Consider the following 22744-nt stretch of genomic DNA (forward strand, 5'->3'; position numbering starts at 1 on the left):
TTAGCGGCTTTCAGTGAAAAGTTCGCGACCAATTAGCATGCGGCGAATTTCAGACGTGCCGGCGCCAATTTCGTATAGTTTAGCGTCACGTAGTAATCGACCCGTTGCGTATTCGTTTATGTAGCCGTTTCCACCTAGTATTTGAATCGCATCCAGTGCCATTTTGGTTGCCAATTCGGCGGCATATAAAATGGCGCCAGCAGCATCTTTACGTGTAGTTTCACCGCGGTCACAGGCTTTAGCTACCGTGTAAACGTATGAACGGGCAGCGTTCATTTGTGTGTACATATCGGCAATCTTGCCTTGAATAAGCTGAAATTGCCCAATTGGGGTATCAAACTGCTTACGCTCATGAATGTAAGGCACAACAATATCCATACATGCTTGCATAATGCCAAGGGGGCCTGCTGCCAATACAACACGCTCGTAATCTAGGCCGCTCATAAGAACTTTTACGCCTTCGTTTAAGTTACCTAAAATGTTTTCTTCAGGCACTTCACAGTTTTCAAATACTAACTCACAGGTGTTTGACCCACGCATGCCAAGTTTGTCTAGCTTTTGTGCGGTTGAAAAACCAGGGAACGTCTTCTCTACTATAAATGCAGTAATCCCTTTAGCACCGGCGTTTAAATCGGTTTTAGCGTAAATAACCAGTGTGTCTGCATCCGGCCCATTGGTGATCCACATTTTATTACCGTTCAAAATGTACTTATCGCCTTTTTTCTCAGCTTTAAGTTTCATCGATACCACGTCAGAGCCCGCATTAGGCTCACTCATAGCAAGCGCACCAATGTGTTCACCGCTGATAAGTTTTGGTAGGTATTTTTCTTTTTGTGCTTGTGAACCATTACGGTTGATTTGATTAACACACAGGTTTGAATGCGCACCGTAGCTCAAGCCAATAGATGCACTTGCGCGGCTAATTTCTTCCATTGCTATAACATGCTCTAAATAGCCTAAGCCAGCACCACCAAACTCTTCAGGAACGGTCATGCCTAACACGCCCATTTCGCCCATTTGCGGCCAAAGTTGATTTGGAAATGTATTGTCAATGTCGGTTTGTTCAGCTAGTGGCGCAATTTCTTGGCTTGAAAAACTATTTACATGGTCGCGGATCATATCGGCGGTTTCGCCAAGACCAAAGTTCATCTCTTTATAAAGTGAAATAGTGCTCATGATTCATTCCTGTGTGAGTGTGTGTTATCAGTGTGTTTTTATTTTAAAAATAAACTACTCGTCTATTTTATTCAGTGTGTCTCTACAGCGTCGTTCCGCAGTAACCAGTTCCATTAGGACAACTTTAATATCATCCATTTGCTGCGAAAGGTCGGCTTTTTTCTCTGAAATCAGATCTAGCATAGTGACTAGTTGTTTAGCACTTGATTTATCAGCGTCGTACAGTTCAAACAAACGGCCCGTTTCGGCAAGCGTAAAGCCTAAGCGTTTACCCCGTAAAATGAGCTTTAAGCGCACTTTGTCGCGCTTTGAGTAAATACGTGTTTGCCCATTACGCTCAGGTGATAAAAGCCCTTGGTCTTCATAAAAGCGTATAGAGCGAGTTGTAATGTCAAACTCTTTAGCTAAATCGCTAATGCTAAAAGTTTGTTCATTACTGGTCGGCATAGTGGCGGAACTTGCAAAGTTTGTTTGATTATCTGGTTTCATAATTGTAATTACCTCATTCGAATAACTCCAATATAAGTGAAGTTTACGTAAAGGTAAAGCGCTGGCTGGTGTGAAATAAATATAAGCGAAGTGGTTTGCAGTATTTGTAATTTAAATTATTTAATTACAATGACTTAATTTTAACTTAGATTGTAAGAGCCAAAGGTGGCAAAGAAACCTTACAGATAAGAAAGTATAATTTTAACGGTTTTTAGTTGACGTTAGCGTAAACGTTAGTATTGTGTATGGTTATTAAATAATAATTTAAAACACAATTAATAGAGTAAATATTCTAACAACTATTTACCCTTAAATACAATGGAGTTAGCTATGTCTTTAGAATCAGTGGTAATTGTAGCAGCAAAACGTACGCCTATGGGTGGCTTTATGGGCGGGCTAAGCGATGCTCAGTCTACTGAATTAGGTGCAACGGCTATTAAAAGTGCATTAGCGCAAACTGGTTTAAACACCGATGCAATTGACGAAGTAATTATGGGCTGTGTACTCCCTGCTGGTTTAGGTCAAGCGCCAGCTCGTCAAGCTATGTTAAAAGCAGGGCTAGCATTAAGCACGGGGGCTACCACCATTAATAAAGTATGTGGTTCAGGTTTAAAAGCCGCCATGCTTGCTAACGATTTAATTAAAGCAGGCTCTATAGAAACAGCGATTGCTGGTGGCATGGAAAGTATGACCAATGCCCCTTACTTTATTCCAAAAGCGCGTGGCGGAATGCGAATGGGCCATGGCGAAATCAAAGATCACATGATGAGTGATGGCCTTGAAGATGCATACGACAATAAAGCCATGGGTTGTTTTGCACAAGATACCGCCGACGAATATGGCATTGGCCGTGAGCAAATGGATAATTTTGCACTCAGCTCATTAAGTAAAGCTAATGCCGCAATTGCAAACGGCAGCTTTGAAAACGAAATAGCACCGCACACAATTCAAACACGAAAAGGCGATGTAACGGTATCGGTTGATGAGCAACCAGGTAATGCACGCCCAGAAAAAATCCCAAGTTTACGTGCAGCCTTTAAAAAAGACGGCACTATAACAGCTGCTAACTCATCATCTATTTCGGATGGTGGCGCAGCCCTCGTTTTAATGACTGAGTCAAAAGCAAAAGCACTCGGTTTAACACCCCTTTGTAAAATTGTAGCGCACAGCACACATTCTCAAAAACCGAGCGAATTTACGGTAGCACCAGTAGGTGCAATGAACAATGTGCTCGAAAAAGCCGGTTGGACAACAACTGATGTAGACCTTTGGGAAATTAACGAAGCTTTTGCCATGGTAACAATGCTTGCAATAAACGAGCTTAAGCTTGATGAAAGCAAAGTAAATGTTAACGGTGGGGCATGTGCACTTGGCCACCCAATTGGTGCCAGTGGCGCACGTATTTTGGTTACGCTTATACACGCTCTTAAAAACCGAGGCCTTAAAAAAGGCGTTGCTTCTTTATGTATTGGTGGCGGTGAAGCCGTTGCAATGGCAGTAGAAGCTTACTAAGTACCAATCACATTAAAAATACGCAGCAACATAACAATAATAAAGCTGCGTTATTTTTAAAACTAACACACTAATACAATAGGATTTAACCATGCACCAAGTTCCACTATTAATAGATGGCGAATTTATTCAATCGGCTTCAAAAGAATTAATCGATGTTATAAACCCAGCAAACCAAGAGGTTTTAGCGCAGGTTCCGTGTACCACCGATGAAGAAATGGATGCGGCAATTGCTTCAGCCTCTGAAACATTTAAAACATGGAAAGATGTGCCAATTACTGAGCGTGCCCGCATTATGATGAAATACGCCGCGCTTTTAAAAGAACACCATGACGAACTAGCCACTATTATTTGCCACGAACTAGGTAAAACCTTTGAAGATGCTAAAGGTGATGTATGGCGAGGTATTGAAGTTGTAGAACAAGCAGCTAATGCACCTTCGCTGATGATGGGCGAAACAATGGAAAACGTAGCGCGCAAAATCGATACTTATTCTTACATGCAGCCGTTGGGTGTATGTGCAGGTGTTACGCCGTTTAACTTTCCGGCAATGATCCCACTTTGGATGTTTCCACTGGCAATAGTATGTGGTAACACATTTATATTAAAACCATCAGAGCAAGACCCACTAACGCCAATGCGTTTAGCTGAGCTATTTATTGAAGCGGGTGCACCTAAAGGCGTTCTGCAAATTGTACATGGTACAAAACCGCAGGTAGACCGGTTATTAGAAGATAAAGCCGTTCGTGCTATTTCGTTTGTAGGCTCGTGTGGTGTAGGTGCCTATATTTATTCAAAAGGCACACAAAACCTTAAGCGTGTTCAAGCCTGTGTAGGTGCAAAAAACCATATGGTAATTATGCCAGATGCGAGTAAATCGCATGTTGTAAATAACCTTGTTGGTGCATCTGTTGGTGCCGCAGGCCAGCGTTGTATGGGTATTTCGGTAGCTGTATTTGTCGGTCAAGCAAGTGAATGGGTAGATGAAATAAAAGCAGGCTTTCAAAAAGTACGCCCAGGTTTATGGGATGATAAAGACGCAGCCTACGGCCCACAAACGTCAAAAGCAGCAAAAGAGCGAATTTTATCGCTTATTGCAAGCGGTAAAAAACAAGGCGCGACCTGTTTAATAGATGGCTCTGACTTTACTGTAGAAGGTTACGAGCAAGGTAACTGGGTTGGCCCAACTTTATTTACCGACGTTACAAAAGAAATGGACTTATACAAAGAAGAGATTTTTGGTCCTGTTTTGGCTTGTATGTTTGTAGACACATTAGAAGAAGCTATCGCCTTAATTAACGAAAGCCCTTACGGTAATGGCACCTCGCTATTTACTTCAAGCGGTGCAGTTGCACGTAAATTCCAACACGAAATAGAAGTAGGCCAAGTAGGTATTAATGTTCCTATTCCTGTGCCATTGCCGTTCTTCTCATTCACGGGGTGGAAAGGCTCTTTTTATGGCGATACTCATACGTATGGTAAGCAAGGTATTCGTTTTTACACAGAAACCAAAACCATTACCTCACGTTGGTTTGAAGACGATATAGCGTCAGGCCCAAATATGAGCATTAACTTAAAATAATTAATAAACACACACAAAAAATAATAACAAAGACGGGCGCGAAGGTTTTTCACACACATAAATATGCCTTCGCCGCTCTTCACTCACAATCCCAATACGGGAAAACCGACAACACACAACTAAAGAGGTCTATCATGGACTTTAACTTATCAGAAGACCAACAAGCCTTTGCACAAACTGCTCGCCAATTTGCCGAGTCAGAGCTTGCACCTCATGCGGCTAAATGGGATCGCGAACATATTTTTCCTAAAGATACGATAAAAGCAGCCGGTGAGTTAGGCTTTTGTGGTTTATACACACCAGAGGACGCGGGCGGCCTTGGTTTATCACGTTTAGACTCAAGCATTATTTTTGAACAACTTGCACTAGGGTGTACGGCAACCACTGCCATGCTAACTATTCATAATATGGCTACCTGGATGGTTGCAAGTTTTGGTACAGACGCAATAAAAGATCAATATGTAGACCAATTAGTTATGGGTGAGTTATTAGCATCATACTGCTTAACCGAGCCTGGTTCTGGTTCAGATGCAGCTTCACTTAAAACAAAAGCAGTACGCGACGGCGACGAATACGTTATTAACGGTTCTAAAATGTTTATATCGGGCGCAGGCGAAACCGAAGTGCTAGTGGTCATGGCGCGCACTGGTGGCGAAGGCGCTGCGGGTATTTCTGCGTTTGTTGTACCGGCCGATGCAAAAGGCGTTGAATACGGCAAAGCAGAAGAAAAAATGGGGTGGAACGCACAGCCTACACGACTAATAAGCTTTGAGGACGTTCGTATTCCTGCACATAACTTACTTGGTGCAGAAGGCGAAGGTTTTAAGTTTGCAATGCAAGGCCTAGATGGCGGGCGCATTAATATTGCCACCTGTTCAATTGGTACCGCACAAGCAGCCTTAAATACAGCACGTGAATACCTCAAAGAGCGCTCACAATTTGGTAAACCGCTGGCTGCGTTTCAGGCTTTGCAATTTAAAATTGCAGATATGAACACAGAGCTTGTAGCGGCGCGCCAAATGGTAAGGCTTGCGGCATTTAAACTTGATACTGGCGACAGCGAAAAAACCACTTATTGTGCTATGGCCAAACGCTTTGCAACCGATGTTGGTTTTACAGTGTGTAATGAAGCACTTCAAATACATGGTGGTTATGGTTACATAAAAGAATACCCACTAGAGCGCCATGTACGTGACGTGCGCGTTCATCAAATTCTTGAAGGCACAAACGAAATAATGCGTGTGATTATTGCGCGTCGAATTTTAGCTGAATCAGCAAGCGAAATATTATAAGGAGCACGGTATGTCTGAATCAAAACCAAGCATTGAGTTAACAACCGAAGGCCATGTTGCTATTTTAACAATGTCTAACCCGCCAGCGAATACCTGGACAAAAGACACCTTAATTGATTTAAAAAATAAAGTTAACGCGCTTAATAACAATAAAAACATTTATGCCTTAGTGCTAACGGGTGAAGGCGATAAGTTTTTTAGCGCAGGCGCCGACCTTAATGTATTTGCAAGTGGTGACAAAGGTATTGCTGCAGACATGTCGCGTGTATTTGGCGAAGCGTTTGAAGCATTAACTAATTTTAGAGGCGTGTCGGTTGCTGCCATTAATGGCTATGCGATGGGCGGCGGTTTAGAGGTTGCATTAGCGTGTGATATACGCATTGCTGAACAACAAGCGCAAATGGCACTCCCTGAGGCAAAAGTCGGTTTATTACCGTGTGCAGGTGGCACGCAAAATTTAGCATGGTTAGTGGGCGAAGGCTGGGCTAAACGCATGATTTTGTGCGGCGAGCGCTTAAAAGCTGATAAAGCACTACACATTGGTTTAGTCGAGGAGGTTGTTGGCCAAGGTGAGAGTTTTGCTGCTGCGCTTAATCTTGCAAACCAAGTAAGCGAGCAAAGCCCTAGCTCGGTTGCGGCATGTAAAACATTAATTCAAAAAGGGCGCCACCAACCCATGGCGAGCGTTTTACCATTAGAGCGCGAACTATTTGTTGGTTTATTTGATACTGATGATCAAAAAGAAGGCGTAAATGCCTTTTTAGAAAAGCGCAAAGCAGAATGGGTAAATGGCTAATGAGTGATTTAACCTTATTAAATAAAGCGGATGATTCAGTACTTTTTGAGACGGCAACCGCAGCCAACGGCCGTTTAATTGGGCTTATTACACTAAACGCACCTAAATCGTTAAATGCGCTTAATTTTAACATGATCAAATTGCTTACTCCTCAACTAAAGGCATGGGCAAACGACGATGCCATCGCAATGGTTATTTTAAAAGGGGCAGGAGAAAAAGCGTTTTGTGCTGGTGGCGATGTAGTAAGTCTTCATCATGCAATGGCACAAGGTGAACCAACAAGTTTAGTTGAAGAGTTTTTTACCCAAGAATATAAGCTCGATTACCTTATACATACCTACGTTAAACCTATCCTTGTTTGGGGAAACGGGATTGTAATGGGAGGCGGTTTAGGGCTAATGGCTGGCGCAAGCCACCGTGTTGTTACCGAAACCTCACGTATTGCAATGCCAGAACAAACAATAGGTTTATACCCCGATGTAGGCGGCAGCTATTTTTTGCATAAAATGCCCAAAAGTGTTGGCTTGTTTTTAGGGTTAACGTCAGCGTCTATTAATTGCGACGATGCATGTTTTGTATCACTTGCTGATCACTTTATTGACAGCGGTAAATACAACGACATGCTAAACACTATTTTAGCTACAAGCTGGAGTAAGAGTGCAAGCGAAAACCACACGGTGCTAACTAATTTATTGAATGAGTTAAACGCGCAATCTGCCGATATGCCAATAGGGAACGTTAGCGCTAATTTAAAAACAATTCAAACACTAGGTAGTTTTGCCTCATTGCAAGAGCAAGTTGATTACCTATTAAGCTTAAGCACCGACGACAAGTGGTTACAACGTGCGCAAAAATCGTTAAAACATGGGTGCCCACTCAGCTGTGCATTGGTCAGTGAGCAGCTTAAAGCAAGTGAAGGTAAAACCCTTTTAGACTGCTTTAAAATGGAACTAGGCATGTCGGTAAGAGCCGGTGAAGTAGGTGAGTTCCAAGAAGGCGTTAGAGCACTGTTAATCGATAAAGACGGCGCTCCCAATTGGCAATACCCAACACTCCATGATGTGCCAAGTAGCGTAGTTAATAGCTTTTTTGATAATCGTTACGGCACTAGTCACCCACTTGATGGCCTAGACACGGCAACACAAAAATAAAGGAAAGACGATGACTAAACTTAATATTGGTTTTATCGGATTAGGAAACATGGGCGGCCCTATGGCGGCAAATTTAGTAAAAGCGGGGCACACAGTCACTGTTTTTGATTTAAACCAGTCGGTCGTAAGTGAGCTTGCTAGCCAGGGTGCTAAAGCGGGCGTTGATGCAGCGCAATGTGCCACCAATGCCGACGTTCTGATCAGCATGTTACCTGCAGGCAAGCATGTTAAATCGTTATACTTAGGTAATAACGATAACAATGGACTAATTGAGGTTTTAAGCAAAAATACCTTAGTGATTGACTGCTCTACAATTGATGCCGAATCGGCACGCGTTGTTGGAAATGCACTTGACGAGCAAGGTATACGGTTTGTTGATGCACCGGTTTCAGGTGGTGTAGCCGGGGCAACGGCAGGAACGCTTACGTTTATCGTGGGTGGTGAACAAACCGCATTCGAAAAAGCAAATACCGTATTAGTAGATATGGGTAAAAACATATTTCATGCTGGCGATATTGGTGCAGGTCAAGTTGCAAAAATATGCAACAACATGCTGCTTAGCATATTAATGGCAGGCACAAGTGAAGCCATTCAAATGGGTATTAATAACGGGTTAGATCCAAAAGTGCTGAGCGATATTATGACTGCAAGCTCAGGTCGAAATTGGACATTAGAGTTATATAATCCGTGTCCAGATGTAATGGAGACAGCACCGGCTAGTAATAATTATAAGCCAGGTTTTATGGTTGACTTGATGGCAAAAGATTTAGGTCTTGCCATGGAAGCAGCTCAGCAAAGTAATTCATCAACGCCAATGGGTTCAATGGCAAAAAACTTGTACACTATGCTTCAGCATCAAGGTGCAGGCAGCGATGACTTTAGCGCCATATTTAAATTGTTTTCGAAGTAGGAGTAAACCGTGGAAATTAAAAATAATACGGTAGTAATCACAGGTGGGGCGCAAGGTTTAGGTTTCGCTATGGCGCAAAAGTTTGCAGCTATGGGCGCAAATATTGCACTTATTGACATGGCACAAGATTTATTAAACAACGCATGCGAGCAACTAAACCAGCTTGAAGGCGTAAAAGGTATAATTAAAGGCTACGCTGCTAATGTGACGGTTGAAAGTGAAGTAGAAAGCGTATTTAGTACTATTAACAATGATTTTGGCCGCATTAGTGTGCTTATTAACAACGCTGGTATTTTGCGTGACGGCATGTTCATAAAAGCTAAAGACGGAAAAGTGGTTAAAAAAATGTCGCTAGAGCAATTTCAATCAGTGATTGACGTTAATCTTACCGGCGTATTTTTAGCAGGGCGCGAAGCTGCAAGCCACATGATTGAATCAGGCAAAGGCGGCGTAATAGTAAATATGTCGAGCGTAGCGCGGGCAGGTAACATAGGCCAAACAAATTACGCGGCATCAAAAGCCGGTGTAGTGGCATTAACCACTACATGGGCTAAAGAACTTGGCCGTTTTGGTATACGCGTAGGCGCTATTGCACCAGGTGTAATAAGCACCGCCATGACCGACGCCATGAAGCCAGAAGCCAAACAACGTATGCTTGCGGTAACACCCGTAGGGCGCTTAGGTGAAAGCGACGAAATTGCCCATACCGCACAGTACATAATCGAAAACGACTTTTTCACTGGCCGTGTAGTAGAGATAGACGGCGGCATACGTTTATAACTTTGTTAGATCTAGTTTAATTATTGAAAGCACAGCTCTTTGGGCTGTGCTTTTTTGTTTTAAATCGCACCATTATAATTTAATCATGGTTAGAAACAGGGGTTTCATAAACGATATTCAAATAAAAAAGGATACTGTATATACAGACAGTTTACGGTGTTTTGTCTAATAACATTATTAAAAGTCGTTTTGGTGTATTTTAACAACGAGTGTTTTATAACTTGCGTAATAACTTGTTTACATTGAAGTTGTTTAGTGGAATTATTGAACAATGTTATATACGCCGCTTTGGGATTTTATAACCCCCCAAAGTGGTGTTCAATAAGCTGTTAAGCCCAATCACGAGAATCAAACAACGTTCAAGGAATTAGAATGATCAAATTAGAAAAAGTCGCAATTACTGGTTATAAGGGAGTTTCCAATAGAACTGAGATACCAGCCAAAGATTTCAATGTAATTGTTGGTAAAAATGACTCAGGAAAATCTACAATTCTTAAAGCGTTAGATCTTTTTTTAAACAACAAGCAGTATCTCGCTGAAAACTTGAATAATAGAACCCACCAGTTTTCAGAAATTGAGTTATTTTTCTCAACTCATCGTACCGAAATAATTATAGATGAAAATGTAACAACTACATTTGAAGACGAAGGCTTGGTGGATGAAAATGGCTTATTACATATAGCTAAGAAGTGGGATGGGACTAAGACAGGGAAGATGAATCGCCCCGTGTTTGCCAGAGACTCAATAACTTGAGAAACTGGAACTATGAAAAAATCAAATCGCTATACATCAGAATTTCGTGAACGTGCAATTAGGCTTGTTACCACACAACAGCATGAATACCCTTCTCTTTGGGCTGCGCTAGTATCGATTTCAGATAAACTGGGATGTACCCCAGAAACACTTAGAGCATGGGTCAAGAAATCTCAAGCTCAACCGTCTAAACCCTCTTCTAATACGCAATCAACTGAAGAACGCCTTGCCGTCTTAGAGCGCGAGAATAAAGAGCTCAAGCGAACGAATGATATCCTGAGGCAAGCTGCCGCTTTTTTCGCCCAAGCGGAGCTCGACCGCAAACAGAAGTAATAGTGGATTTTATTGATGCTTGTAGAGAGCATTACGGTGTCGAGTCAATTTGCAAGGAATTGCCGATTGCACCATCAACGTATTATTCTCATAAACAGATACAAAGAGAGCCTGAGCGACTGTCTAACCGCAAAAAGCGTGATGCTGAGCTGATAATACTCATTCGCGAAGTGTGGGAGGATAATATGTCAGTTTATGGTGCAAGAAAAATATGGAAGCAGCTACAGCTTGACGACCATCAAGTCGCCCGCTGTACAGTCGAACGATTGATGCGAGTTATGGGAATTCAAGGTGTTCGTCGGGGTAAAGCACATAAGACAACGATACCTGACGAGCAACAAGATAAGCCACTTGATTTAGTTAATCGTCAATTTACTGCTGAGCAGCCAAATCAACTTTGGGTAGCTGACATCACCTATGTTGCCACATGGAGTGGGTTTGTTTATGTCGCTTTCGTGATAGATGTTTTTTCACGATACATTGTAGGTTGGCGTGTATCAACGACAATGCACACAGAGCTTATTCTTGATGCGTTAGAGCAAGCTATTTGGCATCGTGGCAACCCCGAAGGGTTAATTCACCACAGCGACAGAGGCAGCCAATATTTGTCTATACGATACACTGAGCGACTTGCTGAAGCTGGAATTCAAGCGTCTGTAGGCAGTGTGGGTGACTCTTATGACAATGCATTGGCTGAAACAATAAATGGATTATTTAAAACAGAGATTATTCGCAGAAATGGCCCGTGGAAGAATGTTGATGCTGTTGAATACGCAACGTTAGAGTGGGTCAATTGGTTTAATAATCAACGCTTATTATCTTCAATTGGGTATATTTCACCAGCTCAATATGAAACAGACTACTATGATAATTTAAACGAGTCAGGTAAAGTGGCCTGACTTAAACAAACTGGTCTCCGATGAACTCGGGGCGATTCAAGATAACTCCAGAGTATTTAATTACAAGAAAGTCTTTTGGAGAATTAGATTTCTTTTCTTTAACAGAGGCAAAGCTAATTCGCCTCTGCAGAGATAATAATCTTGAAGCTGAACCAGGGCTCATGACAAACCCTGATACGGGGGCTGAACATAATAATGCTGAGAAGCGGCAGCGGCTAAAAGAGATATATGAAGAACGGAATATTGAATTTGAATATATTCAGGAAAAATTGCCCACGTCTGGACAAAGTCGTCTCAAGAAGACTGAGCAAGAGATTAAAAAATGTCTTCCTCAGTATGAATATTTTTTAGCCGACTCTCCGCTATCAGAAAGTGACAGCGCCATTCAAAAATACTTTAAAGAAATGGCATTTAGCGTCATAAAAGATCAAGTTGATACGGATGCCCTTGAAGAAACTGTAAAGGAACAATTACAAACAGTTCTAACTGCAATCACTGAAAAAATTAACTCAGTTGTACCTGATGATGAACAAGTAAGAGCAAGGGTTGACTTTGATTGGAGTAAGTTGATTTCTACAAGTTTTGAGAGTGATGGAGAACAAGGTTCAGTACCTCTATCTGCGAGAGGAGATGGTTTTCGAAGAATAACTATGATGTCATATTTTGAATACCTTGCTGAAGAAAGAAGTAGAGAACATCAAAATATTATTTTTGCTTTTGAAGAACCTGAAACATTTTTACATCCTTCAGCACAAGAGAAGTTGTTCGAGAAATTGATGGATATATCAGGAGCTGGGTATCAAGTATTTTTAACTACACATTCACCTGTTTTAGTTTCACAAACGAGGCGGTCAGACCTGCATCATGTCTTCAAGAATAATGGGAATTACGGTTATAACCCTGAAGTAAGGAATCATGCGGAGATTGCAAATGATCTCGGAGTTACCATCGATAATCAGTTTATCTCAATGTTTGATAATGCTCGTTGTTTATTGTTACTAGAAGGCGTTGATGACTGCGCGGCCTTTGAACACATAGCTAATACTTATCTAGCCAATAATGCAATTGATCGTACACTGGAAGATATGGGGGTCGTTGCAATTCCTATTGGCGGATGCGATAGTATTAAGCATTGGGTATCTTTAGATCTTCTTCAGACTTTAAATAAACCCTTCTTTATTTATCTAGACTCAGATAAAGAGCGAGACGAGGATGAATCACCTAATGCACAAAAGTTGATCACTCATGGTTTTTTAGAAGAACAAAACTTTCTTGTATCAAGAAAGAGAGAGCTAGAAAACTATATTGCTCCTAGTGCATTAGAAAGATTGGTTCCGGGCTGTGGAGTTAATTTCACAGATTGGTGTGATGTGAAATACATTTCGAAAACTCATAATAGACAAGTAAGTCTAGGTGGTAAAAAGATAGCAAGTAAACACTTTGGTTCTTTGACATTTGAAGAGTTGAAATCAACATACAATCCAACTGAAAACGACGACGAATTCTTAAAAGTATATGGAAAGTTGTCAGAACTGGTGGGAGAGGCTTAACAAGAAGCTACAATCTGACTTCACAAACTGTCACATTTTGTCCATAAGACTGCACAAAAAGCGCCAGCTTGCTACGCAGTTGAGCTTAGCGTTATATGCAGAGGTACTATGGGAATCAAAGGGGTCAAGTCTTGACTTCAAGTCAAAGGAACCAAAGGGGTCAAATCTTGACTTCAGACATTAAAGAGCGAACTGTACAAGCACTGGTTAGCATACAAAGACTGAAGACCTAGAAATTCATTCAATTTTAGCGGTTTATTACTTTTAAACACACGTTGATTTTTTAAAACAGTAACTTTAGGTTGCTGTTTTTTTTTGCCTACTATTTAAGTTTATTTTAAGCTTGCTCAGTTATTGTAACTAATACTTAAATTCCAGAATCATTAAACCATTGAACTGACTTAGTAACTCATTTTATGTTTTAGATCATTAAGCAGTGAGTGATTAAAGGTTAGCCTGTAAACATGTACTTATACGCATAAGTGAGCTTTTAACTTTAATGCGTTTATTAAGAGGTATTGTAGTGGTCAATAAAATTTGGCCACAGCTTTAGAATCTTGGTATCTAACCTCAGATTCATTTGGCGCTAAACCGGCATTATAATGATGTGGCCTAACGTTGTTGTAATACCCGTTGATATAATCACTCACACTATATTTAGCATCTTTAAAGTTTTCGTATCCAACCTTTGGCATCCACTCCGTTTTAAAGCTTCTAAAAAATCGCTCCATTGGCGCATTATCCCAACAATTTCCGCGCCTGCTCATACTTTGTGTAATTTTATAGCGCCATAAACGTTGACGATATTTTAAACTTGTATAATGACTACCTTGGTCTGAATGAAACATCAGTCCACTTGGCTTACCTCTGCTTTCATACGCGAGTTCAAGCGCTTTTAGCGTTAAGTTAGTATCTGGCGACAACGACATTGCCCAACCAACGACTTTACGTGCAAACAAATCAACAACGACCGCTAAATAGGCCCAGCGATTGCCTGTCCAAATATACGTCACATCACCGCACCACACGGTATCTGGCTCAACAACATCAAATTGTCTATCAAGCAGATTTGGAATTTCAAGGTGCTCATTACCACCGCGTTTATATGAATGTTGAGGTACTTGGCAGCTTTCAAGCTTTAATTTAACCATTAGCTTAGCAGCACGATAACGACTCAATTCAAAATCATTGTTCGTTGCTATTGCCGCGATTGTCCGCGCCCCAGCTGAGCCGCCGCTCATTGCATGTATGGCTTTAACTTCAGCTTCTAGCCTTATTTGCTCTGGCGTCGGCGTTGTATCCCGTATAGCCCAATATTTATAGCTGCTACGATGCACATTGAATACGTTACACAGCACGCTAATTGGGTAACGCTCTCGTTGATTTAGTTTCTCAATTAACGAGAATTGTTCAGGGAGTCGGACATCAAGAGAGCGGTAGCCTTTTTTAATATATCCTTTTCTAATTTAATGCGTTGGATTTGCTTTTTAAGTTCGCGGATTTCAATTTGTTCGGGCGTCATTGGTGAAGCAGATGGTGTCTGGCCACTCCGCTCTTGCTTTAATTGAGTAACCCACTTACTGACGGTTGATTTACCCACCCCCATCGCTTTGGCTGCTTCTTCTTGAGTATAACTTTGGTCAACTACAAGCTGAGCTGTTTCTAATTTGATTGCCGCAGAATACGTTGCGCGTTTTAATTTCGTCATTTTTTCACCCAAATTTGTATGCTTATTAGCATAACATTTCTTTCTTAATGGGTGGCCAAAATCACTGTACCACTACATATTATGAATTTTAAAAATACAGATACTCATTACAATACACTTTCTGTTGCTTTACATTGGTTGATGTTTATTTTAATTGTCACTGTGTACGGCAGTATTGAACTTCGCGAATTATTTGATAAAGGCACTGAAACCCGTGATGCCTTTAAAATATGGCACTTTATGTTGGGTTTATCGGTGCTGGCTTTAGCTAGTGTGAGGTTAGTTGCGCGTTTAGTGGGTGGTGCAGCACCTGCTATACAACCTGAGCCTGCAAAGTGGCAAAATAAATTAGCTACATTTGTTCATATTGCGCTGTATGTTTTTATGTTTGCTATGCCTATAGCTGGTTGGCTGATTTTGAGTTTAGCAGGTAAACCCATCCCGTTTTTTGGTTTAGAGTTGCCTGCTTTGGCAGCTCAAAACTTTGAACTTGCTAAAAGTATTAAAGAGATACATGAAACCGCAGGGGAAGTGGGGTATTACGTAATAGGTTTACATGCGGCTGCGGCTTTATTTCACCATTATGTTTTGGCTGATAATACGGTATCGCGAATGCGTTTGCCAAAATACTAGAAATAATAAAATGAACGGAGCCGACCTTTAAATTTGCCTTTAATGTTTGGTGACTGATATTTAGCTGGTGCATCCCTAAAAGTTGCGTTTTTTAAATTAAACTATTTGATTGCGTTAGTTGCAAAGAACCAAATGTTGCTCTTTTAGCTTTAAAAGCTTTAGTTAGTATTTTTATAATTATTGGGTTAATGTTTGCTAAATTCAATTTTTGAAGGCAAGGGTATGGAATTTATATATCATATTTTAAATTGGGGTTCCCCTTTAGGTTTGGGGTTATTCTTTTTTCTTTCATGTGCTGGCACTGGCATACTATTTTGGGGTTTATCTCAATTTAAAAAAAGCTCTACCACAAATCAATAACGTGGTTTGTTTTTAGTTGGGCCTTTGTTAAAACAACATTTACCGTTTAATTTCTCAAAGGCCTTAGTTAGAACGCTTTAAATTTATCCTGAGTATTTGTTATTAGTACCGTCCTTATAAACTGTGTTGGTTTTGTGAGTGTACAATAGGTTTTTATTTGCATAATTTGTAATTGAGCCTCATAAACAATTTACCAAAATAGTCCCGCGCTCTTATTTAGTTACTCAATATTAAAAATATTATTGGGCTATCTATGTTCTGTTCATTTTTGTTTAGCTAATCTGTTATAACTAACTTCATAATAATAAAGTGCATTTGGTACTTACAAAGCGAACAAATGAACAAAATAAAATCGTTGATTACTCAATTTATTAATGCAATGCAAAAACGACCGGGCTTACCGGCTGTTTTAGCGTTTAGCTCTGGTATCGCAAGCTACGTGCTTGTTGATAGAAAGGAGTCGTTTGCGCAAGTTGTTGCTTTAGTTTTACTTATAAGCTGGTTGTGGTTAATTGTAGATAATTGGCTTCGTGATAAAGTTGAAGAACGATTTGGTGTGAGTGTTTCACCTAATGTAACACGCTTTGCTCTACAAATGATTCAGCAAGAGAGTTTGTTTTTTGCGCTGCCATTTTTTTTAGTTGTTACCCAGTGGGACCATCCTCAAGCAGTATTTACATCACTTATTATTTTGTGTGCGGTTGCATCTGTTATTGATCCCTTCTATTACAAAAAATTAGCTAAAAATAGAACGCTATTTACGGTGTTTCATAACTTTGCTTTGTTTGTAGTTTTACTTGTTACATTGCCTATTTTGTTTAGCTTAACTACTAGTCAAAGTTTAGCGGCTGCATTAGTTATAGCCGTAGTATTAACATTACCTAGTCTTACTAATTTAATGCCTAATGCGCCGTGGTGGCGTTTACCTATTTTAGCAATAATTTTATTTAGTTTGAGTGTAGGCATATGGCAATTAAAAAGCTTTGTTCCACCTGCCGCGCTGCACCTAACAAGCATTACATTAGCGCATGAGGTAAATGAGCAAAGTAAAAAACCGATAGGAAATATTAACTCGTTAAATGAACGCTCGTTACACGCAAAAGGGCTTTATACATGGACAGCAGTAAAAGCACCGCGAGGGTTAAACGAAAAGATATTTCATGTATGGACACACAATAAAAAGCAGGTAGATAAAATAGCGCTTAATATCAGCGGTGGGCGTAAAAGTGGTTATAGAGCATGGACACACAAAGTAAATTTTCCACAAAACGCGGCAGGAAAGTGGCAAGTTAAGGTTATGACTGAATCAGGCCAGTTAATTGGTTTAACAAAATTTACGGTGACGCTTTAATACAAATTGCACAAAAATTTGATAAGGCATAAATAAATTAATAGGGACTGTACGTATTAAAAAATTATTGTTAACTATCAAAGGGCTTGATAGGTTATATTAGTAAACTTATTACATTTATTAAGCAAGGAAGAACGATGAACAGTGATGTTTTAATACCTCATTTACCCGAACCAACAATGTCTGCTTTGGCTACAAAAATATATGTGACTGAGGGGCAACACGTAAAAAAAGATGACACATTACTTGATGTGGAAACTGATAAAGTTGTTCTTGAAATTGTTGCCATGGCTAACGGAGTTGTCATCAAGATAAATATAAATGAAGGTGAACAGGTTAGCTCAAACCAAGTGGTGATGCAGTTTGAATATGACGAAGTAACTGAGGAGTTAATACAAGCCCCTTTGAGTGATAAACCTGCATTTCAAAATAACACCAGCGACGCAGACCAAATTAACACCTATGATATTCAGAGCTCAGTCACTGAAACACCCATTCATAATGAAATAATAAATCTAGATGCAACGATTGATGATCCCAAACAGGCTTGCTTGGATAAACATAATGATACGCCACACACAGAGTCTAAAATAGACACCAATGCACAGCTACCTCAAGAAGTCAGCCATAGTGGTGAGAGTAAAGGGGGGTTTTATACGGTTGCTGTACTAGTGGTAGGCATTATTATTGGTGTAACAGCGAGTCGCTTTGTATTTAATTAGTGGAGTAAACGCCAAAAGCGTGGGCTTTTGGCGTAAAATAAAATTAGTTAGCTAATAGCCATTCGCTTAACAAGCGTACACCATAGCCTGTGCCGCCAGGTGATAGTTCACCTTTTCCTTTTTTAACTAACGCATTACCTGCAATATCAATATGAACCCAACGGGTTTCACCCGCAAAATGCTCTAAAAACGTTGCTGCAGTGGTTGCGCCAGGTCCGCCAGACCCTACGTTTGTTATGTCGGCAATGTCTGATTTAAGCATATCTTTATAACCTAATGGTAAACGCCATAGGTTTTCGTTTACCTGCTCGCCAGCAAGTGTTAGCTGATTTACGAGTGTGTCGTCTTTTGAGAAAACAGCCGCATACTCGTTACCAACGGCACGAATTTTTGAACCAGTAAGTGTAGCTACATCAATCATTATGCTTGGGTTGAAGTGCTTACGTGCATACCACATTGCATCACTTAAAACTAAACGGCCTTCGGCATCGGTGTTGAGTATTTCAACACTTAAGCCTTCAGCTGTTCGAACAACATCGCCAGGTGCTACTGCAAATTGCGAAACCATATTTGCCGCCATACCCATTACAGCTACAACGTTTTTGTCGGCTTTGGCCATAGCCATTGCTTTAACCGTACCGAGTACAGCTGCAGCGCCTGCCATGTCTGATTTCATACGTGCGATAGATGCACCTGTTTTAATACTATAACCGCCCGAGTCGAATGTTATACCTTTACCTACTAATGCAATGGGGTCGTCGTTAGAGCCTTTATAATGTGCAACGACTAAGCGAGCACCCTGATCGCTACCGCGGCCAACGGCTTCTAATGCGCCCATACCAAGCTCTTTAAGTTGTTCAGGCTTTAAAACTGTAATGGTCACGCCTAACGATTCAAGCTCTTTTGCAGCATTTGCAAAATCAACAGGCGTCATTTCAGTGGCTACTTCAGAGGTAAGATCGCGTGCTAAAAATACACCGGCCTGAATACTTTCTAGCTGTTTATACGTTGTTTTCGTCTTTTTTGTGCTATCGACATCAAACGAGTAAGTCACTGTTTGCGTGCTAGGTGTTTGTTTGTATTTTTCAAAACGATGGTCACGCAGGTTCGCGCCATGCGCAAAGTTTGCAGCAAGTAAATGGTTTGCATCAACACCCGTTACATCGTCAAATAATACATTGGCGGTATCTGCTTTATATTTAACTAATTGAGCGTGCACGTTTCCGCCTAATTTAGCAATGCGTGCTTTATTTAACTCGTTTTGTTTACCAGTTCCGACAACTAATATACGTTTGTAGTTACTATTAAGCGGGGCAATCAGCTGTGTTGTTTTGGCGTATTTACCTTCAAAGTTTTCAACATCAATTATACGTTGCAGCTGTCCATTAAATTGTTTGTCGAGGTTTTTAAATTGATTGTTTTTTCCATCTTGGCTATAAAACACAATTAATGTATGTGCATCGTTGTCTACTTTAGAAGAAAACGAAAACTGTGCTGCGTGTGTATTTAAACTAGCGCTTATTGCTAGCGTTAAGAGAGAGGCTTTAATTATGTGTTTCATCGTTCACCTAAGATTAATTTAAAACTGTTTTTTACCTATTTTTGAGTGCTTAGTTAAGTGCGATAAGCTGAAACGGCAATTAAGAGCGACGTATAACGGCATAAAAAATACGTTATAAATTTGTTTGCATGTCGGTGATACTAGGCTTAATGTAAAACAAAATGTTTACATGGAGTTATATTATGAAGTTTTTATTGTTTTTAGGCACTGTGCGTGAGAGCTCCCCCCCTAAACCAGTACGTCTTGGAAGTAGAGTTAGTAAAGCATGTTTATTGTGTTTGCAGTCACACTTTAGTGAACATGAATTTGAAATAATTGATGCGTTAGATTACCCAAACGATGCTGTATTTAAACCTCACTTTGCATATACACAGCACAATGCCCCCACTAAACTTAACAACTTGGCTGATAAAATTAAATCTGCTGATGGCTACATAATGATCAGCCCTGAATATAATCACTCTATGAGCCCTGCATTAGCTGATCTTCTCAATCATTTTGGTAGTTCACTGTTTTCGTATAAACCCAGTGCGATTGTTTCTTATTCTGCTGGGCAGTGGGGTGGGGTTCGTGCTGCAATTAGTATGCGCACTTTTTTATCAGAACTTGGGTGTTTACCAGTATCGTCGATGATTCATGTTCCAAAGGCACAGGATGTGTTTAACGAGCTTGGAGAGTTTGCTACTGATGATGATCAGACCTCGTGGTTTAACTATTTTTCTCGTACATTTAATCAATTAATATGGTGGGCTGAGGCCGCTAAAATACAGGCTGAATGTAAAAACCCTCATAATATGATTGCAAGCTTTAAAACAAGCCCCGCGCAGCGAAATGCGCCTAAAACAACTACTAATTAAGTTACTGTAATTTAAATTATATGTATTTGTACTGTTTGGGTCATCAAAAAGTAAAGAAACCGGTTAGGCGAAATTTTGCAAATAAGTACCCATTTACAGCTATACTATATTTATATACAGCATGGCTGTTGCGTTAATAAATACTAAAACAATAAACTAAGTGTTAGGCGTGCAGTTCTGGGCTCAATAGGGTGAAAATGATTATCTTCAACGCCTTGAGCGGGCTCACCGGCTAAACGCGATGCATAATAGTAATCTATATCGTGGTCGGTACTGTTAAACAAGTTAAGTAATTCAAAGTCTACTTTCCAATGGGTTTGCTTATAGCTCACAGAGCTATTAACTACCGTTAGCGGGTTTGAGCGCTTATCACCGTCGTCTGTTAATGTGCGTTTACCAATATGGCGTACCCTGATCGATGATTGCCATTGTTTACTTAAGTGCCAATTTAAACCTGTACTTGCTACAACGGGTACAGCACCTTCTATGTAATTGTTATTGTCATTTATATCTAAGCGAGAATGTGTAAACGAGGCTTCTAAATCAATATTAAATTGCTCGTTAATCCAGTAATAGGCACTCATTTCTAACCCATACCGCTTAGACGCATCACTTGGCTCTGTATTACCTGCATCTCCTACAAACAATAGTTCTGAGTCGAGTTTTAACCACCAAAGCGCAGCTGACATATTATATTTTTTTCATCAGCAAATCGTAATCCAATTTCAGCGCCTTCACTTTTTACTAATAGATCGACTCGTTCGGCTTGATCACCTGTTACTGGGTCGATATTTATTGTGGAGCCGCGCGCATCGTTAGAGTGAAAAGATTGCCCCCAATTTGCATAGGCAGCTAGCAATTGAGTAAAGCGATAATTTAAGCTTGCTTTAAAACTGATTAAATCATCACATGCTTTACCTGAGTTTACGGCGGTAATACTGGTTACATTTGTATCAAAATAGTCGTACCTTACACCTGCTGTTGCTTCTAGTTTTGGGGTAAATAAAAGTTTAGACTCCCAAAAGCTTGAATAACTCGTTTGCTTGAGTGCATCTTGCCTTACAGTGCTTAGCTGCTCTCTGGCTTTAGTGTTATAAAGCCCAACGTTATCTATATCGTCGTGTTTAAGCTCAAGCCCTACAGTGTGTTGCATGTTTAAGCCTGATGTTTTAGTTTCAAACTGATAACTTAAAGTGGTGCCATAAATATTGCGGTTATCTTGCTGATTAAACTGATCGCCATTAATTGGGTCATTTAAAAAATAACTGAAATTAGAATATAGGTTTAAATCGTAATTTATTACATAAGCGCTGGCTTTCAAATGCTCCCCTTGCCAATTACCCGATAAACTATAACGACTAGAGCTGCCGCCAAGAGTGGTGTCGAGCGAGCCTAATTGTGTTATTAAGTTATGCGAAACAGCACGCTGTGGAATTTGATCGGCTGAGTTCCATGTGTTGTCGTATGCCATTGCGCTTATTGATAGGTCACCATTAAATGCTTTACCAACATAGCGTAGTAGGGCATTTTTTTTATTCACGTCTTCGTTTATGTCATCCCAAGGGCCGTCGTAGCCTTGCCACTCAGCAGCCGCAATAAGTTTACCTTTTGTAAGGTTAGTTGAGCCAAGTACTACCGCGCGTTTATAGTTATCTTCTCCAATACTTAGTTCTATTTGCTGATGTTTAAGATTATCAACCAGTTTAAACTGTGCACTACCAGCACTTGAAAAATCACCTTGGCTTGCGCTATATGAACCCTTTTGATAGTTAATGGTAGAAATAGATTCGGGAATTATAAAGTTTAGATCGGTGTAACCTTGGCCGTGTCCGTGGCTACGCATGTTGATAGGCATACCATCGATACTTGTGGCAAAGTCGGTCCCATGGTCTAAGTTAAATCCTCTAATAAAGTATTGGTTTGCTTTACCTGAGCCACTGTGTTGAGTAACCGCCATCCCCGGAATGAGCTCTAACATTTCAGCGCTTCTTAGCATTGGGCGCTGCTCAATTTCACCTTGGCCAATAATGCCGCTAGAGGCACTGATTGATTCGCCAATTAAACCATCACGGTGCCCATATACAGTGAGCTTTTCTATATTGGCATGTACATAACCGCTATATAATGTGCCGATAGTTAAAATTGCTAATGTTTTCATCCTTAAAGTCCTATCTATTATGTTTACTATTCAGTGCTGTTTAAATTAAAACGACTAAGTAAACCTTTTGGATGCAACATTGAGTGTTTTATTATTCAAATAGGGCTTAAGTTTAAAAACTATATTGGTGCTATTGTAATGTCGTTATATAAAACTAATAATCAGAGTGTT

18 protein-coding genes, 1 pseudogene and 1 other annotated feature are annotated in these 22744 nt (G+C 40.3%); of the genes and pseudogenes, 14 read left to right on the top strand and 5 right to left on the bottom strand.

Features of this window, described 5'->3' with window-relative positions; all coding sequences use genetic code 11:
* A complete protein-coding gene (locus tag PS1M3_RS07890; protein WP_138740880.1) occupies positions 1-1176 on the bottom strand; it encodes an isovaleryl-CoA dehydrogenase in 1176 nt (391 codons plus the stop codon).
* A gap of 54 nt (positions 1177-1230) precedes the next feature.
* The gene (locus PS1M3_RS07895) at positions 1231-1665 is read right to left on the bottom strand and encodes a MerR family DNA-binding transcriptional regulator (RefSeq protein ID WP_138740881.1); all 435 of its coding nucleotides are present in this window, start codon (positions 1663-1665) and stop codon (positions 1231-1233) included.
* 330 nt (positions 1666-1995) lie between these two features.
* Here PS1M3_RS07895 and PS1M3_RS07900 point away from each other — a divergent pair, with 330 nt between their 5' ends.
* From PS1M3_RS07900 to PS1M3_RS07945, 10 genes are all read left to right on the top strand, one after another.
* Positions 1996-3177 (top strand): acetyl-CoA C-acyltransferase, encoded by a 1182-nt coding sequence (locus PS1M3_RS07900; RefSeq protein ID WP_138740882.1) that lies wholly within the window; start codon positions 1996-1998, stop codon positions 3175-3177.
* Between the two features lie 91 nt (positions 3178-3268).
* The gene (locus tag PS1M3_RS07905; RefSeq protein WP_138740883.1) at positions 3269-4759 is read left to right on the top strand and encodes a CoA-acylating methylmalonate-semialdehyde dehydrogenase; all 1491 of its coding nucleotides are present in this window, start codon (positions 3269-3271) and stop codon (positions 4757-4759) included.
* Positions 4760-4893: 134 nt separating this feature from the next.
* Positions 4894-6051 (top strand): acyl-CoA dehydrogenase family protein, encoded by a 1158-nt coding sequence (locus PS1M3_RS07910; RefSeq protein WP_039036937.1) that lies wholly within the window; start codon positions 4894-4896, stop codon positions 6049-6051.
* A gap of 10 nt (positions 6052-6061) precedes the next feature.
* A complete protein-coding gene (locus tag PS1M3_RS07915) occupies positions 6062-6847 on the top strand; it encodes an enoyl-CoA hydratase (RefSeq protein WP_138740884.1) in 786 nt (261 codons plus the stop codon).
* Positions 6847-7998, top strand: coding sequence for an enoyl-CoA hydratase/isomerase family protein (locus tag PS1M3_RS07920; protein WP_138740885.1), 1152 nt, complete (start codon positions 6847-6849; stop codon positions 7996-7998). The genes PS1M3_RS07915 and PS1M3_RS07920 overlap by 1 nt, the downstream gene beginning before the upstream one ends.
* A 10-nt stretch (positions 7999-8008) precedes the next feature.
* Positions 8009-8908 carry a 3-hydroxyisobutyrate dehydrogenase gene (gene mmsB, locus PS1M3_RS07925; RefSeq protein ID WP_138740886.1) on the top strand — a complete coding sequence of 300 codons (900 nt, stop codon included), beginning with the start codon at positions 8009-8011 and terminating at the stop codon, positions 8906-8908.
* Between the two features lie 9 nt (positions 8909-8917).
* A complete protein-coding gene (locus tag PS1M3_RS07930) occupies positions 8918-9688 on the top strand; it encodes an SDR family oxidoreductase (protein ID WP_138740887.1) in 771 nt (256 codons plus the stop codon).
* A gap of 372 nt (positions 9689-10060) precedes the next feature.
* Entirely contained in the window at positions 10061-10441 is a 381-nt protein-coding gene (locus tag PS1M3_RS07935) for an AAA family ATPase (protein ID WP_239104492.1), read from the top strand.
* Between the two features lie 12 nt (positions 10442-10453).
* A protein-coding gene (locus PS1M3_RS07940) for an IS3 family transposase (protein WP_223230517.1) occupies positions 10454-11673 on the top strand; the annotation gives its coding sequence in 2 pieces (ribosomal slippage) (positions 10454-10742 and positions 10742-11673; 1221 coding nt in all).
* Positions 10732-10848: a sequence feature (AL1L pseudoknot), on the top strand. It overlaps the preceding gene by 117 nt.
* Positions 11674-11693: 20 nt before the next feature.
* Positions 11694-13223, top strand: coding sequence for an ATP-dependent endonuclease (locus PS1M3_RS07945; RefSeq protein ID WP_203987135.1), 1530 nt, complete (start codon positions 11694-11696; stop codon positions 13221-13223).
* A 527-nt stretch (positions 13224-13750) separates the two neighbouring features.
* Here PS1M3_RS07945 and PS1M3_RS07950 read toward each other — a convergent pair.
* Positions 13751-14931 (bottom strand): IS3 family transposase gene (locus PS1M3_RS07950; RefSeq protein ID WP_086007400.1). Its coding sequence is split into 2 segments (ribosomal slippage): positions 13751-14673 and positions 14673-14931, totalling 1182 coding nucleotides; the frame shifts between segments, so codons are not numbered across the junction.
* Between the two features lie 81 nt (positions 14932-15012).
* On the opposite strand from PS1M3_RS07950, the gene PS1M3_RS07955 reads away from it, so the two are divergent.
* The 3 genes from PS1M3_RS07955 to PS1M3_RS07965 all read left to right on the top strand — a co-directional run bounded on the left by PS1M3_RS07955 (position 15013) and on the right by PS1M3_RS07965 (position 17997).
* Positions 15013-15564, top strand: coding sequence for a cytochrome b (locus tag PS1M3_RS07955; protein WP_203987137.1), 552 nt, complete (start codon positions 15013-15015; stop codon positions 15562-15564).
* A 697-nt stretch (positions 15565-16261) separates the two neighbouring features.
* On the top strand, positions 16262-17275 hold the full coding sequence (locus PS1M3_RS07960) for a DUF5924 family protein (protein WP_203987139.1): 1014 nt from the start codon (positions 16262-16264) through the stop codon (positions 17273-17275).
* A gap of 137 nt (positions 17276-17412) precedes the next feature.
* Entirely contained in the window at positions 17413-17997 is a 585-nt protein-coding gene (locus PS1M3_RS07965; RefSeq protein ID WP_203987141.1) for a lipoyl domain-containing protein, read from the top strand.
* 43 nt (positions 17998-18040) lie between these two features.
* Here PS1M3_RS07965 and PS1M3_RS07970 read toward each other — a convergent pair whose 3' ends face one another.
* Complete coding sequence (locus PS1M3_RS07970; RefSeq protein WP_008131039.1) at positions 18041-19558, bottom strand: leucyl aminopeptidase; 1518 nt, start codon at positions 19556-19558, stop codon at positions 18041-18043.
* 182 nt (positions 19559-19740) lie between these two features.
* Here PS1M3_RS07970 and PS1M3_RS07975 point away from each other — a divergent pair, with 182 nt between their 5' ends.
* Complete coding sequence (locus PS1M3_RS07975; RefSeq protein ID WP_008131041.1) at positions 19741-20415, top strand: NADPH-dependent FMN reductase; 675 nt, start codon at positions 19741-19743, stop codon at positions 20413-20415.
* Positions 20416-20558: 143 nt separating this feature from the next.
* On the opposite strand, the pseudogene PS1M3_RS07980 reads toward PS1M3_RS07975, so the two are convergent.
* Positions 20559-22573: pseudogene (locus PS1M3_RS07980) on the bottom strand (TonB-dependent receptor).
* Between the last annotated feature and the right edge of the window lie 171 nt (positions 22574-22744).

Source organism: Pseudoalteromonas sp. PS1M3, assembly GCF_016865405.1.
GTDB classification, from domain to species: Bacteria; Pseudomonadota; Gammaproteobacteria; order Enterobacterales; family Alteromonadaceae; genus Pseudoalteromonas; species Pseudoalteromonas marina.

What these genes read in the sequence shown, in the direction of transcription:
- PS1M3_RS07890 (WP_138740880.1), bottom strand. Translation starts at nt 1,176, where the DNA reads ATGAGCACTATTTCACTTTATAAAGAGATGAACTTTGGTCTTGGCGAA.
- PS1M3_RS07895 (WP_138740881.1), bottom strand. Translation starts at nt 1,665, where the DNA reads ATGAAACCAGATAATCAAACAAACTTTGCAAGTTCCGCCACTATGCCG.
- PS1M3_RS07900 (WP_138740882.1), top strand. Translation starts at nt 1,996, where the DNA reads ATGTCTTTAGAATCAGTGGTAATTGTAGCAGCAAAACGTACGCCTATG.
- PS1M3_RS07905 (WP_138740883.1), top strand. Translation starts at nt 3,269, where the DNA reads ATGCACCAAGTTCCACTATTAATAGATGGCGAATTTATTCAATCGGCT.
- PS1M3_RS07910 (WP_039036937.1), top strand. Translation starts at nt 4,894, where the DNA reads ATGGACTTTAACTTATCAGAAGACCAACAAGCCTTTGCACAAACTGCT.
- PS1M3_RS07915 (WP_138740884.1), top strand. Translation starts at nt 6,062, where the DNA reads ATGTCTGAATCAAAACCAAGCATTGAGTTAACAACCGAAGGCCATGTT.
- PS1M3_RS07920 (WP_138740885.1), top strand. Translation starts at nt 6,847, where the DNA reads ATGAGTGATTTAACCTTATTAAATAAAGCGGATGATTCAGTACTTTTT.
- mmsB (WP_138740886.1), top strand. Translation starts at nt 8,009, where the DNA reads ATGACTAAACTTAATATTGGTTTTATCGGATTAGGAAACATGGGCGGC.
- PS1M3_RS07935 (WP_239104492.1), top strand. Translation starts at nt 10,061, where the DNA reads ATGATCAAATTAGAAAAAGTCGCAATTACTGGTTATAAGGGAGTTTCC.
- PS1M3_RS07945 (WP_203987135.1), top strand. Translation starts at nt 11,694, where the DNA reads ATGAACTCGGGGCGATTCAAGATAACTCCAGAGTATTTAATTACAAGA.
- PS1M3_RS07955 (WP_203987137.1), top strand. Translation starts at nt 15,013, where the DNA reads ATGAATTTTAAAAATACAGATACTCATTACAATACACTTTCTGTTGCT.
- PS1M3_RS07960 (WP_203987139.1), top strand. Translation starts at nt 16,262, where the DNA reads ATGAACAAAATAAAATCGTTGATTACTCAATTTATTAATGCAATGCAA.
- PS1M3_RS07965 (WP_203987141.1), top strand. Translation starts at nt 17,413, where the DNA reads ATGAACAGTGATGTTTTAATACCTCATTTACCCGAACCAACAATGTCT.
- PS1M3_RS07970 (WP_008131039.1), bottom strand. Translation starts at nt 19,558, where the DNA reads ATGAAACACATAATTAAAGCCTCTCTCTTAACGCTAGCAATAAGCGCT.
- PS1M3_RS07975 (WP_008131041.1), top strand. Translation starts at nt 19,741, where the DNA reads ATGAAGTTTTTATTGTTTTTAGGCACTGTGCGTGAGAGCTCCCCCCCT.